The sequence below is a fragment of the Microbacterium sp. ABR10 genome, assembly GCF_057812175.1.
The window spans coordinates 2,376,140-2,389,106 of sequence record NZ_CM173821.1; the positions used below are offsets into that span (position 1 = coordinate 2,376,140).

Here is a 12,967-nt window from a genome sequence, read left to right on the forward strand (position 1 = left end):
GGATCGATCCTGCGGGAATAGCTGACTAGTCAGCTATTGTTGAGAGGGTCACACCGCTCAACGGAGCGGATGACCCGGTGCGGTTTCCGGGTGCCCCTCAGGAAGGATCACTCACTGCCATGTCACTCACTTTCGAGGTCTTCGATCTGGACTTCCCGGTCGGATCGAAGAACAAGTCTGCTGTCCTCGTCACCGGCGAGACCGAGGCTGTCCTGATCGACGCCGGTTTCACGCTGGCTGACGGGCACCGCCTGGCTGCCGCCGTACTCGACTCCGGTAAGAAGCTCACGACGGTGTTCGTCAGCCACGCCGACCCCGACTATTACTTCGGCCTCGAGGTCCTCGCGGACGCCTTCCCGGATGCCGAACTGGTCGCCACCCCGATCGTGATCGAGCACATCGCGGCATCCTTCGAGGGCAAGCTGCGGGCGTGGGCGGCGCTCGGCGCGAACCTGCCGACCCGTCTCACCCCCCTGACCCCGTTCGAGGACGACGCCATCCACATCGATGGTGAGCGGCTCGAGCTCCGCGGCGGGTCGGCCCCGCTCTCAGACCGGCATTACCTGTGGCACGCGGAAAGCCGCACCGTCCTGGGTGGCGTTCTGGTCTTCCAGCAGGAGCACGTCTGGACCGCGGATACCGCCACCCCGGAACTCCGCACCGCCTGGATCACCGCCCTCGACGAGATGAAGAACCTCGACCCGGCGGTCGTGATCGCCGGCCATCGACTCCCCGGAACGCCGAACGACGTCGGCGCGATCGACTACACGCGTGAATACCTCGCGAACTTCGAGAGTCTCGTCGTACCGTCTCCGGATGGCGCAGCCATCACCGCAGCGCTCGTCGATCGATACCCTGAGTCAGGCATGCTGATCGCGGCCCAGATCGGGCCGAAGGTTGCGAAGGGTGAGATGACATGGGGCTGAACACCGAATCCGATTTCGACACGTCGCCGGCGCCTCGCGACGTGGTGCGCCGTCAGTACCTCGCGTCGGCGGCGGGCGACCTCGAGGCGCTCCGCGCCACGATGGCCCCCGACGTCGAGTGGACCGAGATGGCGGGGTTCCCGCTCGCGGGCACGTATCGCACCCCTCACGGCGTCACCTCGAACGTGATGGAGATCCTGGGCAGGGATTGGGACGGATGGGCCGCCCACGACGACACCTACGTCGTCGACGGTGAGAACGTCGTCGTGCTGGCTCGTTACACTGCCACGAACAAGGCCACGAACAAGGACCTCGACGTGCGCGTTGCTCACCACTTCGTGGTGCGGGGCGGACTCATCGTGCGATTCGAGCAGTTCGTCGACACCGCGAAGGTCGCCGAGGCGGCCACGGCCGCCCTCCCCGCCTGAGCGCGCGGCCCGCGCCGGGGCGGCCAGGTCGAAACAACTGGTCACCCCGGCGTGCGGGGCGGTCCCGCCCTCGTCGCCCGTCGACCCGCAGGGCGACGAGGGCGCTGCCGCTTCGGGATCGTCGTCTCACGGATCGCGGGGGCGCGTCCCTGTTACCTCGGCGAGCAACGGATGCCGACCCGTCTTCCGGGAGCGAAGACGAGCAGTCTCGACGTCAATGGTCGAATCGGTAACGGCTGCCTTCGATATCGGCCTGGTGTTCCAACGTCCAGGAAACGAATGCTTCCAGAGGGTGGCGGAACGAAGCTCCCCGTGCGGTCAACTCGTACTCCACACGCGGCGGCGATTCCGGATAGCTGGTGCGCGTCACCAGGCCATCGCGCTCCAGCCGTCGCAGGGTCTGAGTCAGCATCCGGTGCGAGACACCGGACACGTTCGCCATCAGTCCGGTGAATCGGACCGGACCGTCGGACAGCGCGCCGATGACACGCATCGACCAGCGGTCGCTCGTCATGGCCAGCATCTCGCGCACGAGGCCGTGCGCGTCGGTCTCATCGCAACGGGCCTGGATGTCGGCATCCCCGGCGAACGCCGATGGAGGGTTCGGCACGGGGATCACGTCGATCGCGCCTTCCCTCTCGCCACGCGGACACAGACGGTCGAGGTGTCCGACAGACGCACCGGGCGCTCCCGCATGGTCGCCGCACCCCCGAGGGAGACACGCGCGAGGCGGTCTTCGAGCTGATCGTCACGGGTGCGCTCGGACCTCGGCCGCCGCGGCAGACGACGACTCACGAGGCGTTGACCGAGTCGGCGCGCGCGGCGCGAACGACGGCTTCGATCTCGCGGGCGCCGATGTCGGCTCCGAACAACGGACGGCCGGGCTGGAGGATCGCACCCTCCGCGAGAGTTCCGATGTCGACGGGATCGAAGCCGAGTGCGTCGACGACGGCGGCGACGGCGCGACGGTCGGCGGGATCGTCGCCCGCGACCGCGATGCCTTTGCGGCCGGCCGCCCCCGCCGGACGGGGCTCCTCATCGAGATCGTGGTAGCCCATGTGGTTGAAGGCCTTCACGACCCGCGATCCGGTGAGATGGTCGCGGATGATCTCGCTCGTGGTGGTGCGCGGATCGTTCAGATCGTCGCGTTCACCATCGACCTCCCACCAGTAGTTCATCGCATCGATGACGAGCTTCCCGCGGAGCGCCTCGACCGGCAGAGTGCGGTACTTGCCGAGCGGCAGAGCGAGGATCACGATGTCGCCTTGGGAAGCCGCGTCAAGGGAGCTGGTGGCCCCGGCACCGGGGGCGAGGACGTCGATGGTGAGAGCGATTGCGGAGGGGTCTCGCGATCCGCTGATCAGCACCCGGTAACCGGCGCTGAGGGCGAGTCGGGCGAGGACGGTGCCGACCTTTCCGGCACCGAGGATGCTGATCGTCTCGGGGTGGACGACGGGGGTGGTGGTCATCGGATTCTTCTCTCAGCTGGCCAGGATGTCGCGGATCTGCGGGATGACGCGGGTACCGTAGAGCTCGACGGCACGCATGCGGTCGCTCATCGGGATGGGCCCCGCGGAGTAGATGAGATCGAAACGACCGACACCGAGGGTCGTGATCGCCGATGCGATCCGCCGAGCGACGGTGTCGGGTGAGCCGACGTACATCGAGCCGTGCTCGACCTCCTGGTCGAACTCCTCCCGGCGTACCGGCGGCCAGCCCCGGAGGGCCCCGATCCGGTCGCGGACGATCTTGTAGCGCGGGAAGAAGATCTCGCGGGCTTCCTCGTCGGTGTCCGCGATGAAGCCGGGCGAGTGCATCCCGATCGGATGCGCGGTGGTGCCGAATTGCTCGGCCGCCCGCCTATAGAGGTCGGTGTACGGAGCGAATCGCTCGGGGCTGCCGCCGATGATCGCGAGCATGAGGGGAAAGCCGTACTTCGCGGTACGGATGACCGACTGCGGTGATCCACCCACCCCGACCCAGGTCGACAATCCGGACGCCGTCTTGGGGAAGACATCGGCGTTCGTCAACGCGGGACGCGTGGTGCCGCTCCAGGTGACGGGCGTCTCGGACAGCAGCTGCGAGAAGAGTTCGATCTTCTCCTCGAAGAGGGTGTCGTAGTCGCTGAGGTCGTAACCGAAGAGGGGGAACGACTCGGTGAAGGATCCGCGTCCGAGGATGACCTCGGCGCGGCCGTTCGAGAGCGCATCGACCGTGGCGAAGCGCTGGAAGACGCGCACGGGGTCATCGGAGCTGAGCACCGTGACACCCGAGGCCAGACGGATGCGACTGGTCTGGGTGGCGATGCCGGCGAGCACCGTCTCCGGGGTCGAGATGGCGTACTCGGGCCGGTGGTGCTCTCCGACCGCGAAGACGTCGACGCCGAGCTGATCGGCGAGAACGGCTTCGGCGACGACTTGGCGGATGGCTTCGGGATGGGTGGCGAGCGCCCCGGAATCGGTTTCCGGGATGTCGCCGAACGTGTCGAGTCCGAATTCGATGTCAGGCATGGAGTGCGTCTTTCGTGAGGAGTTCATCGAGGAGAGGGGCTACTTCGCGACCGAGGAGGTCGATGGTCTGTGCGCGGGCGTCGCGGGGAAGCCCGATGAGGTCGTACTTGAGGTCGAAACGGCTGAGATGCAGATCGCGAGCCATCGTGGCGATCTTCGTGGCGACGGTTTCGGGTGAACCCACGAACAGGGCACCGCTGTCGAGCTCGCGAGCGAAGCGCTCGCGTGTCGGAGCGTAGAAGCCGCGCTCGCGCGCGATGGTCTTCACCACGGGCTGCCACCACTCCCACCAGAGGTCCTGGGCTTCCTCGTCGGTTGGCGCGACGAGCCCCAGCGAGTGCTGGCCGATCGGCTGAGGCGCGTGCCCGAACTGCGCGAGCGCCCGTTCGTAGAGCTGGACGTTCCGGCTGAAGCGTTGCGGGGTCCCGCCGATGATCGCCATCATCAGCGGCAGCCCGTGACGCGCAGCCCGGACGACGGAGTCCGGGGTCCCGCCCACACCGATCCACGTGGGGATGCCACCCTCCCGCATCCGAGGATGAAGAGTCTGACCGGTGAGCGCCGGTCGGGTCGACCCCGACCACGTGACCGGTCCCCCCTTCTGGAGCTGCATGAACAGGTCGAGCTTCTCGTCGAAGAGCGCCTCGTACTCGGCGACGTCGTAGCCGAAGAGAGGGAACGACTCGGTTGCCGACGCTCGCCCCAGCACCAGTTCGGCGCGGCCGTTCGACGCGGCATCCAGGGTCGAGAATTCGTGGAAGAGGCGCACGGGGTCGTTGGTGCTGAGCACCGTGACCGCCGTCCCCAGGCGGATGCGGCTGGTGACACCCGACATGGCGGCCAGCAGCACGGCCGTGGCCGAGTCCACCTGGTTGGTGCGGTAGTGCTCGCCGACGCTGAAGATGTCGAGGCCCACGCGCTCCGCCGCTTGCACCTCGTCGATGAGAAGGCGCACCGTCTCGGCGTCGCTGAACATCCGGCCACCGTCGCTCGCCATATCCCCGAAGGAGTTCAGCCCCAACTCGATCCGATGACCGGTCATTCTCTTTCCCCGCTCCATGTTGTTGATGTGTCAATCATGCGATGATGTAGTTGACATGTCAACGAAGGGTCGGTCATGAGTATTCCCCCGTCCGCGCCGCGGCGTCGGCAGTCGCCCACGGCCGCAGAGCTGCGGGCCTGGAGGCTCTTCATCGAGACGTCCGAACAGGTGAAGAACGTCGTGGCCGCACGCCTGCAGAACGATGCCGGGCTGTCCACCGGCGACTACGGGGTTCTGCTCGCGCTCTCGGAGCATCCGGAGAAGCGGATGCGTTCGTCCCTGCTCGCGGAACACATCGGCTGGGAGCGCAGTAGGCTCTCGCACCATCTGGGTCGGATGGAGCGCCGGGGGCTCATTCACCGCGACCCCGTCGCCGGCGATAGCCGGGGAGCGGAGATCGCGCTCACCGCTGTCGGTGCACAACTCTTCCGCGCTGGTTCGGCGCCACACCTTCACGCGATTCGCGATGTCTTCTCACGGGCACTCTCTCCGGAGCAGCTCGCCTCGCTCGAGGACGTGATGCGGACGCTCCGAGAACACGTGGACGACCTGCCTCACTGAGGCTGCCCCGCCGGCACCGGTCGACCCGCATCTCCGCGATGTCGCTCCGGGCCGAGGCGGGACCGCGTGACGCACGGTACCCGGGACCGTAAAACCACGGGTTCGGTGGAGTACCGCCATCCGGCCGCGGCGCGTCGGGTGTACGCGCGGCCGGATGGCGACTCGAGGGCTACGCGGCAGCGACGCCAGCCCGAACGGTCTGCAGCGCCTTCGACCACGACACGAGCTGGTCGAGCATCGTGTCGACCTGCGGCAGCAGGTAGTCGTTCGGCTTGAACACCGAGAAGTTCTCGAACTCCGTCATCAGCGAGATGGCGACCTGGCCGCGCACCGTGGCGAGCTGCAGCTCGGAGGCGATGAGGCGGAGGTGTTCCACCGCGCGCGCCCCTCCGACGCCGCCGTAGCTGACGAACGCGGCAGCCTTGTTGTTCCACTCGTTGTACAGGTAGTCGAGGGCGTTCTTCAGCACACCCGACGTGGAGTGGTTGTACTCCGGCGTGACGAAGACGTAGCCGTCGAAAGCGGCGATCCTCGCCGACCAGGCCTTGGTGTGCTCGTTCTGGTAGGCGCCGTACGCGGCGGGGCCGGGCTCGTCGAGGTGGGGAAGCGGGTAGTCGGCAAGGTCGACGAGCTCGAACTCGGCGTCCGTGCGACGCGAGGCGATCTCCTCCACCCACCTGGCGACAGCCTCACCGTTACGGCCCGGGCGGGTGCTGCCGAGGATGATGGCGATCTTCGTCATTGTGTCTCTCCTTCTGAACGCGGACGGGGCGTTGTCCCGACCGTCCCCCTCCCAGAACGCGCTCTCGCAGGGTTTACTCCCGCCCCCCGCCTCGCACTTTGAGGTGCGTCACGCACTTCCGAGGAAGTCTTGCCGTATGGCGCAGCCCACCCGCACGGGCCACCGGGGAGCTACGACGCGCGGTAGCCGATCACCGTCGCCATGCCGGATTCCGCGTGGTAGAGGTTATGGCAATGCGCGAGCCAGACGCCGGGATTGTCGGCGTCGAATTCCACCGTGAGGGTCTGCCGGGGCAGCACGATCGACGTGTCCTTTCGGGGGCCGCCCTTTGCGTGCTGATACGTATGGCCGTGCAGGTGAAAGGGATGCCACATGTCGGTGCTGTTGGGGACCTGGAGCTGAACGCGCTCGCCGGCCCGAACCTCGTGCGCCGCGGTGAGTGGTCGGTCCATATCGAAACGCTTGCCGTCGATGCCCCAGTCGTATTTCTCCATCCCTCCCGTCAATGTCAGAGCGATGGTGCGATCCGGCGCTCGCGCAGGAAGGCCCGCGCCCGACGCAGCCGTCAGGAAGTCCGCGACTCCCACGCGACCCCCACTCAGTTCGGACATGCTTTCCGGGGCGGCGGGAGCCTCCCCTCCGCCCGTTCGGACCAGGGCGAATGCGCGGTCGCGTTTGCCCTCCGCGAAAGCGACCAGGGGGAACACCCCATCGCCGAGAGTGATGATCGCGTCATACCGTTCACCCATTCCCAGCAGGATGCTGTCGACCACGGTCGGATCCACCGGAAACCCGTCAGTGTGGGTGACGGTGAGCGAGTGACCACCAACAGCGAAGCGGAAAGCGGTGTCGCCGCCCGCGTTGATGATCCGCAGTCGGATCCGGCTCCCCGGCCTCGCGACGAACTGGGCGGGGTCAGTGGGGGGTTTCCCGTTCACGAGATAATTCGGGTAGAAGACGTCGCCGGCGTCACCGGCAAGCAGGTCGGACGTGGCACCCATCAGGGTGTTTCCCATCCGCATGAACATGTCGCCCATCCCTCCCCCGCTGCCCATTCCCGCGGAAAGGTCCGCGAGGACGCCGTCCGGTGTCGCAGTGACACCGTCGAGCCAGTCATCGAGAACGATGACCCATTCATCGTCATATGCACCCGGCTCGGACGGATCCTCGATGATCAGCGCGCCGTACAACCCGCGATCGAGTTGCGTGCCGACGTGAGAGTGGAACCAGTACGTTCCTGGATCGGGTGCGCGGAACCGATACTCGAAGTCCCCACCGGCACCGATGGGCTGCTGAGTGAGCGGTGAGACACCGTCCATGTCGTTGCGGAGCGCGAGGCCGTGCCAGTGAACAGACAAGTCGGCCTCGAGTCGATTGCGGACGGTCGCCGCCACCGTGTCACCGGCGCGCAGCCGTACCACCGACGCCGGGCCGGAATCGAAAGCCCAGGTCGCCGCAGGGCTTCCCGCCAGGTCCCAGACCGTCTGAGCTGCCGTCAACGTAACGCTGGTCGCTCGGCCGCTGTTCTTCCGGCGCCGTTCTCGGTCCTCCACCTCGGGCCCGTCAGGGCGAACCCAGTTCGCCCTCGGCGTGCACGACGCCAATCCGACAGCTGCAACGGCGCCCACGCCCACTCCGAGGAAGCCGCGCCGGCTCAGTTTCACGCTGTCGCCCCTCACAATCGAGAGCTTGCGTCGTCAGCCCGCGCGTCGTTCACGGGGATACCTACGTCTGAGACCGGGTGAGGAGTGGGGGTCGATCGAGGAGAGATACCGCGTAGAAGTGTCATGAGCTCTTTCTTCGCTGATGAGAGGAGAGGGGCACCGTGAGCACCCCCGGTGATGACCGCCGAACGACTCGTGGACGCGTGACCGGAGACCTTCCGTCGTCGCACGGGGGCGGTGCTCCCGGACAGGGGCTGTAGATGGGCACCTCGGCCCCCGTCCGGGCGGCCACGTCAGACTGTGACCCTTCAGAGGGTGGCGCGGATCTCCCTCATGACGGCGATCTCCGCTGTCTGACCGTCGATGATGTTCTGCGCGAGGGCGGCGACGTCGGGATCCTTCCCCTCGGCGAGGATCGATTCGGCCATCGTCACCGCGCCCTCGTGGTGCGCGATCATGCCGTCCAGGAACAGGCGGGCAGCGTCGTTTCCGGTCGCTGTGTCCAGAGCAATCATGTCGTCGGCCGACATCATGCCGTCGGCCATACCTTCCATTCCCGACGACGACTCGGCGGCGGCGACGCCCCATGTCTCCAGCCAGCCGCGCATGGTGCGGATCTCCGGCCCCTGGGCGGCCGTGATCCCCTCTGCCATGGTGACCACTCGTCCGTCGACGCCGGTTTTCGAGAGGATCTGATCGGCCATTTCGATGGCCTGCTCGTGGTGCGGGATCATCATCGTCACGAACATCTCGTCCGCCGCGTTCCACGTTGCCGCGCTCTGCGACGGAGCGGTGCTCGTCATGGCGCCGGAGCCGTGGTCCATGCCGGGCATTGTTGCATCTGCGGGCGCGCAGCCGGAAAGCGCCAGAAGGGTCGCCGCGGTGCCGGCGGCTACGGTGAGGGTACGAAAACGCATCAGGTGTGTCCTATTCTGCTCAGTCGGTGGGGTTCTGATTCATCGCCCAGGAGGGCGGAGCGAGCGTGCCGACGACGGTCGTCGGGATGCCGTGGAATCAGGTCCGGCTGATGCAGAGGACGAGCAGCGAGGGCGGGCGGGGCCGCCGCAGAGCGGCGAGCAGAACCCGTAGCGGAGGGCGCAGAGTGCACAGGGGGCGCGTGCCGGATGTCCGAAGACCCGCGGCGAACACCATGACCAGGGCGGTGAGCAGCGCCAGCACGCACGTCATCATCAACATCGAATGATCTGGCATGCCCGAAGGGTCGTCGCACTCGCCCGGAGAGCAGGCCGCACCGCCCCCTTCGGCCGCTACCGGTCTCGTCGGGCTCGCGCCAACGAGCGGGGAGTCGAGGTTCGTTCCCGCCGCGCTCATCGCCGTGATCGCCGTGCCGTGCGCGGGGTCGTGGGGCGCGGGGTCGTGAGGAGCCGTCAGCACGTGCATGGACAGCAGCCCGGCGATGATGGCGAGAGCCACGGGAACGGCCAGGACGAGCCGCGCCGCACCGAAGCCCCGACGTACGAGCTCGCTCATCACTTTCATGACGACCTCCTCCCGCCGATGGACGTGGGCCTGAGTCAAGATGACAAGGCCTGCTCGCGTCGGTGAACGCTCTTCCCGTAACCGTATACCCACGGGGGGTATGCCATGAACCTTACGCGGTGAGGCGGACCAGGGTGCCGAAGCACCCCCGCGTTGCACCTGTTCGGCGCGGACCGAAGGACGTCCCCGGTCTGCAGGGGGTAGCTGGAGAGATCGACCCGATTCCGTGTGACACCTTCGGTCACGGAGGTCACTTTCCCGTCAGGCGAGCATCAGCTCTGGTGGCGCTGCGGCTTCCGGGTCGAGCGCGCCCGAGAAGGCGGAGCCTTCTCCGGTAAGGACTGCGACGTGGCGGGGACGCCGGTCGACGGTGAAGCCGAAAACGTCGGGGCGGCTGTAGTGCCCCACGGGATCAGCGAAGGTCTTCGCCATCGCGATGGCACCGAGATCGATGTCCGCCACGATGAAACCCTCTTGGTCCGTCGGAAGGGGATCGCCGAGAGGTCCACCGTCGGGACCGAAGATGCGTGCATAGCCGCCACCGCCGTCGATGATCGGCGACGGCGATCCGTTGACCAGGAACTGTTGCGCGCCTTCTTCCGAGATCATCTGGCACGACGCGAGCACGAATGCGCTGCCCTCGATGGCATACGTTCGGGTCACGGCCAGGCACGCTTCCGCGCCCAGGCTGGGATGTTCCTGGAAGATCCCGAAGCACGGCCAGCCGGCGACGTGCACCTGCTCGTGCTGGGCATACAAGGCGAACTTCACCAAGGGTTGGATGTGCTCCCAGCAGTTGAGGGCGCCCATCCGACCGAAAGGTGTGTCGACGACCTGCAGCCCAGACCCGTCCGACTCGCCGAACAGGGTCCGCTCGGCATGGGTCGGCTTCAGCTTGCGTCGGTGGAGCAGGATCGTCCCGTCGGCACTGATGATGGCCTGTGACATGTAGAGCGATCCTTGGTCACGTTCGCTGAAGCCCAGCACCACGCTCACTTTTCTGCGTGCAGCGGCTTCCCGGATGCGGGCGAGCTCCGGCCCGTCGATCCGGGGCGAGTTGCGGTGGTAGCGGTCGATGAATGCCAGTTGTTCCGGCACCGGGTGCGACCAGAGAAAGATCGGGTACCCGGGCAACCATGTCTCCGGGAACGCGAGCAACTCCACGCCCGCCGCCGCCGCTTCCTCGATCATCGAAACTGTCTTCTCCGTCGTAGCTGCGAGGTCGAACCACACTGGTTCGGCTTGCACAGCAGCTACTCGCATCGTTTCACTCATCCGTGTCTCCTCCGGTCTGCTTCGATCGTAGGAGCGGTCGCACGCAGCAAGAGAGGCAAAAACCGCAGCCCATCGCGCAGATCCCGCACAAGAACGCCTGCGGCAACAGTGTCGTCGCCGCGCGGAGATGCGCTCGAAACGCGGGTAGCCGACGATGAGACATGCCCGAAATCCTCGTGCGCGACAAAGACAGCTGGGCTGACCTCGCCAGTCGGTCTTTCGTGCCGGTCGAGGTCACCCGCATTGCACCCGACTTCATCGGCACCATGCGCACGCGCCTGGGCACGCACACCTCCCTCACCAATGTGGCCTCGTCTGCCTGCACGATCGAGCGTGCGCGTACGGACGCGCCAGCGATGGTGTTCGTCGCACTCCAAACCCGAGGGGCAACCACCCTCACCCAGGGCCGCACGAGCACCTACGCGGTCGCCGGCCGGTGCATCGCATATCGTTCGGATCGCCCTTACCGGCTCGAGCACGCCGGGCCCTACGCATCGACGATCCAGCGAATACCTCGGGATCTGCTTCCACTTACCGAGGCACAGCTCGACAGTGCGCTCAGCGCCAGAATCCCTATCGACGACGTCATCGGGAGGACGTGGAGCCGCCTGGTGTTCAGCAGGAACACCGCCGGAGCGCGCGAGCTCGCTGGCGAGGAACGCGTCGAGATCGAGCTACTGGGTGCGCTCCTCGGAGCTGCGGCAGGGCGAGCTGGACGTGTCCAGACTTCGCGTGCTCAACATGCTGCGATGCTCACCACGATCGAGGATAACCTCGACAACCCCCGGCTGAACGTGGCATTCCTCGCGCGCCAGCACCACCTCTCGGAGCGAGGCGTGCACGCGATCTTCGCTCGTGAGCGGACGACGCCGGCGTATACGATCCGCCAACGTCGAGCCCAGAGAGCATTGGGCCTGCTGCAAAACTCGAGCAGCTCCATTCTTGAAATCGCCGCCTTGTGCGGATTCACCGGCGCAAGCAGCCTCCGCCGCGCCATCAACGAGCACTTTGACACCACCCCAACCGGACTAAGGCAGAAAGACTGAGCGATCCTGCGTGACCTCTGACAGATTTCACTTGAGCTCGACGTAGGCGCTATCGAACTGCCATCGAACGATTGCAAGATGCCGCGATCGAGCAATCAAACCTAAGAACGATCGCTCCGCGGAAACCAGCTACTCCGACGCGCTTGCCGACCGACTTATGGGCGGCGGACGCGTGCCGGTGAAAATGACGCCCGCTGGCCGCCGAACCCGTTCCGGAGGCCCACCTCAGATCTCGGGTAACTGGGCGAAGAATGGTTCCAGAACCGACCGGGCCCGTGGGGGCACTCAGCGGGTGGGCAGCGCCTGGAGCAGGAAGCGGGCGGCGTCGTCGAGGGCCCGTCGAGCTTCGGGCAGCTGGTCGTGGTGCATCTGCCAGACGTGAAACATTCCGGGCCACACATCAAGGCTCACTCGCACACGATTCTCCGCGAGGTGAACGGCCAGGCGCATAGCGTCGCTGAGCATCAATTCGCTTTCGCCAATGGTGACGAGGATCGGAGGTAGGCCGCGAACGTCAGCAAAGACCGGCGACGCATCAGGGTTGTTGGGCAGTTCCCCATCGAGGAATGAGCGCGCCAGAAGGTCGAGGACTTCCTTGCTGTTCAGCGGGTCGAGGCCTTCCCTGTTCGTCATCGACGCACCTGTATGTTCCAGATTCGCCCAGGGCGAGAACGCCACCCCCGCTGCAGGCAGGCTCAAGCCGAGGTCGCGGGCCTTCGTCATGACGGTGACCGTCATTGCGCCGCCGGCAGAGTCTCCGGCGACCATCAGATGCTCGGGGTCCTGGCCCTGGTCCAACAGCCACCGGTAAGCGCTCACTGTGTCATTGAGAGGCGTCGGGAACGGGAACTCAGGAGCGAGCCGGTAGTGCGGGAGGAACACGCGTGCTTTGAGGCGAAGCGCGAGGTTCCCGGCAAGTCCGTGATAGCCCGCCGGGCTCCCGACGATGTAAGCGCCGCCATGGATGTAAAACAGCGTGCGCCCCGTCTCGACGGTCTCCGGGGTCACCACGATCCCCGGCACTCCTCCCATATCGATCTCTTGGATGCTGATTCCTCCGGGGGCGGGATGAGCCCCAAGGATCGCGTCGTAGGCGCTCCGGACCGCCTCCAGCGTCGTCTCAGACGGTTCTCCGCGCAGCAAGGGCGGAAGGGCGGCCAGGCTGGAGCTCCAACGCTGAACTGCGGCTGCAGCTTCTGGGGTGACGGGCATGATCGTTCCTTTCCTCGGGGACGACCCCAACCGTAGCATCAAATCGGTAAATTGCGATTTG

Annotated in this window: 14 protein-coding genes; 4 read left to right on the forward strand and 10 right to left on the reverse strand. The window is 66.4% G+C overall.

What is annotated here, in order from left to right:
• The first annotated feature begins 119 nt into the window (after window positions 1-119).
• Together ACXKZF_RS10980 and ACXKZF_RS10985 are read left to right on the forward strand one after the other, a co-directional pair.
• Window positions 120-926 carry an MBL fold metallo-hydrolase gene (locus ACXKZF_RS10980; RefSeq protein WP_488984213.1) on the forward strand — a complete coding sequence of 269 codons (807 nt, stop codon included), beginning with the start codon at window positions 120-122 and terminating at the stop codon, window positions 924-926.
• Entirely contained in the window at window positions 917-1,354 is a 438-nt protein-coding gene (locus ACXKZF_RS10985) for a nuclear transport factor 2 family protein (protein WP_055956778.1), read from the forward strand. The genes ACXKZF_RS10980 and ACXKZF_RS10985 overlap by 10 nt, the downstream gene beginning before the upstream one ends.
• Before the next feature lie 214 nt (window positions 1,355-1,568).
• On the opposite strand, the gene ACXKZF_RS10990 is transcribed toward ACXKZF_RS10985, so the two are convergent.
• The 4 genes from ACXKZF_RS10990 to ACXKZF_RS11005 form a co-directional block, all read right to left on the reverse strand.
• On the reverse strand, window positions 1,569-1,973 hold the full coding sequence (locus ACXKZF_RS10990; protein ID WP_488984214.1) for a winged helix-turn-helix transcriptional regulator: 405 nt from the start codon (window positions 1,971-1,973) through the stop codon (window positions 1,569-1,571).
• A 172-nt stretch (window positions 1,974-2,145) separates the two neighbouring features.
• Window positions 2,146-2,823, reverse strand: coding sequence for an NADPH-dependent F420 reductase (locus ACXKZF_RS10995; RefSeq protein ID WP_488984215.1), 678 nt, complete (start codon window positions 2,821-2,823; stop codon window positions 2,146-2,148).
• Between the two features lie 12 nt (window positions 2,824-2,835).
• On the reverse strand, window positions 2,836-3,864 hold the full coding sequence (locus tag ACXKZF_RS11000; protein WP_243222459.1) for an LLM class flavin-dependent oxidoreductase: 1,029 nt from the start codon (window positions 3,862-3,864) through the stop codon (window positions 2,836-2,838).
• A complete protein-coding gene (locus tag ACXKZF_RS11005) occupies window positions 3,857-4,906 on the reverse strand; it encodes an LLM class flavin-dependent oxidoreductase (protein WP_488984216.1) in 1,050 nt (349 codons plus the stop codon). The genes ACXKZF_RS11000 and ACXKZF_RS11005 overlap by 8 nt, the downstream gene beginning before the upstream one ends.
• Window positions 4,907-4,981: 75 nt before the next feature.
• Between ACXKZF_RS11005 and ACXKZF_RS11010 the strand changes: the two genes are divergently transcribed.
• The gene (locus tag ACXKZF_RS11010) at window positions 4,982-5,467 is read left to right on the forward strand and encodes a MarR family winged helix-turn-helix transcriptional regulator (RefSeq protein WP_488984217.1); all 486 of its coding nucleotides are present in this window, start codon (window positions 4,982-4,984) and stop codon (window positions 5,465-5,467) included.
• Window positions 5,468-5,636: 169 nt separating this feature from the next.
• Here ACXKZF_RS11010 and ACXKZF_RS11015 read toward each other — a convergent pair whose 3' ends face one another.
• The 5 genes from ACXKZF_RS11015 to ACXKZF_RS11035 all read right to left on the reverse strand — a co-directional run bounded on the left by ACXKZF_RS11015 (window position 5,637) and on the right by ACXKZF_RS11035 (window position 10,648).
• A complete protein-coding gene (locus ACXKZF_RS11015) occupies window positions 5,637-6,209 on the reverse strand; it encodes an NADPH-dependent FMN reductase (protein WP_055956762.1) in 573 nt (190 codons plus the stop codon).
• 170 nt (window positions 6,210-6,379) lie between these two features.
• Window positions 6,380-7,873 (reverse strand): multicopper oxidase family protein, encoded by a 1,494-nt coding sequence (locus ACXKZF_RS11020; protein ID WP_488984218.1) that lies wholly within the window; start codon window positions 7,871-7,873, stop codon window positions 6,380-6,382.
• 308 nt (window positions 7,874-8,181) lie between these two features.
• Window positions 8,182-8,790, reverse strand: a complete 609-nt coding sequence (locus ACXKZF_RS11025; RefSeq protein WP_488984219.1) for a DUF305 domain-containing protein — start codon at window positions 8,788-8,790, stop codon at window positions 8,182-8,184.
• Window positions 8,791-8,887: 97 nt separating this feature from the next.
• Window positions 8,888-9,373: a DUF6153 family protein gene (locus ACXKZF_RS11030; RefSeq protein WP_488984220.1), complete on the reverse strand. Its 486-nt coding sequence runs from the start codon at window positions 9,371-9,373 to the stop codon at window positions 8,888-8,890.
• Window positions 9,374-9,634: 261 nt separating this feature from the next.
• Entirely contained in the window at window positions 9,635-10,648 is a 1,014-nt protein-coding gene (locus ACXKZF_RS11035; RefSeq protein WP_488984221.1) for a carbon-nitrogen hydrolase family protein, read from the reverse strand.
• A 161-nt stretch (window positions 10,649-10,809) separates the two neighbouring features.
• Here ACXKZF_RS11035 and ACXKZF_RS11040 point away from each other — a divergent pair, with 161 nt between their 5' ends.
• Window positions 10,810-11,694 carry an AraC family transcriptional regulator gene (locus ACXKZF_RS11040; RefSeq protein ID WP_488984222.1) on the forward strand — a complete coding sequence of 295 codons (885 nt, stop codon included), beginning with the start codon at window positions 10,810-10,812 and terminating at the stop codon, window positions 11,692-11,694.
• A 285-nt stretch (window positions 11,695-11,979) separates the two neighbouring features.
• Here ACXKZF_RS11040 and ACXKZF_RS11045 read toward each other — a convergent pair whose 3' ends face one another.
• Window positions 11,980-12,906, reverse strand: a complete 927-nt coding sequence (locus ACXKZF_RS11045; protein ID WP_488984223.1) for an alpha/beta hydrolase — start codon at window positions 12,904-12,906, stop codon at window positions 11,980-11,982.
• Between the last annotated feature and the right edge of the window lie 61 nt (window positions 12,907-12,967).